We start from the raw sequence: 1359 nt of genomic DNA on the forward strand, positions 1-1359 counted from the left end.
GCCAGTGTGGATCGACCCAGGCCGCGAAGAGTCTCGGTACCAGCGTCGCCGCGAGGCCCGCCCCGTACGCCGTCCACGACGACGCCTCCGGGTCGCGACGCCTGCGCAGCGCACCGACCGCCAGGGCGGGCACCGTCACCGGAAGCGTGTACGCCTCCGGGTCCGACACCCCCGAGGCCGAGAGCCGCGCCCAGGTCGCCAGTACGAACAGCGCCACCGCCAGGTACCCGGCCACCGGCCGCCGCTCGGCCCGCACGGCCGTGCCCGCCGCCAGCACTCCGCTCAGCGCCAGCACCAGCGCCAGGAACGGCCGGTCCGGCACCGCCATGACCACCGCCACCGAGGCCGACACGGCCCCGGTCAGCTCGACCGGAAGAGCCGATGGGTGGTTCCGCAGCCGGGCCCCGAGCAGCACCGTGACCCCGGGGACGGCCAGCATGAGCGGCGCCGCCTGATATCCGCTGAGTCCCAGCGACGCCCCGGTCGCACGGGCGAGCACCATCGCGCACAACACTGCCCCGCAGGCCGGCACCGCCTGCGCGATCCGCAGCGCCCGTACCGTGCGCGCCGCCTGAGCCTCCGGCAACTCCCGGGCGGCCGGCATCGCGGCACCGTCGAGCAGCACCGCGGACGCCCCGAACACGAGCAGCAACGCCGCGAACACCGCGTACGTCGCGCCCTCCGCCGCGAGGGAGAGGAACCCCGCACTCACCGCCCCGGCCAGCCCGCACACCAGCGCGGTCGTCCCCACGGCACTCGTCCCGCGCCGCAGACCGCGTACCGCCACCGCGAACATCCCGGCGACCAGCACCGACTGCACCGCCACGGCCGCCGCGTACGACAGCCCCAGCACCGCGGGCAACGCGGTGAGCCCCGCCCAGCAGAGCGCCGTCGCGACGGCCCCCGCCGCACTCCGCCAGGCCGCCCCCGGCGAAAGCGCCGGCCCGGCCGCCCGTACCAGCCGGTCCCACGACCGGTGCGCCAGTGCCAGCAGACCGGCCACCATCAGCAACACCACCGGGGCCGCGGCCATTTGGGACCACGCCGGCCCCTCCGTACCCAGAGCGCCCCGGACACCGCTGTCGGGAGCACCGGACCACACCCGGGCCAGCTGCGACACCGTACCCATCAGCGACATGCCGACCGGCGGGGCGGCGGCCAGCACCGCGGCCACGGTCACCGTCGACGAGGCCCACACCAGACCCTGCCCGACCGGACGCGGCAGAGGGGTGCGCGCCGCCGTCAGCAGCACCACACCGCACAGCAGATACACCGGCACCGACCAGTCCCAGTCCATCCCGGCACGCAGCACACCACCCACCGCGGCCACCCCGCACAACCCGGCAAGTACGCCGCCCG

General features: G+C 76.1%; 1 pseudogene. It reads right to left on the reverse strand.

Going from position 1 to position 1359, the window contains the following annotated elements:
- Positions 1-1359, reverse strand: a pseudogene (locus ABZY11_RS44535) (hypothetical protein); the annotation flags it as partial.

Origin of the sequence: Streptomyces sp. NPDC006510 (genome assembly GCF_040611955.1) — a bacterium.
Lineage (GTDB): Bacteria > Actinomycetota > Actinomycetes > Streptomycetales > Streptomycetaceae > Streptomyces.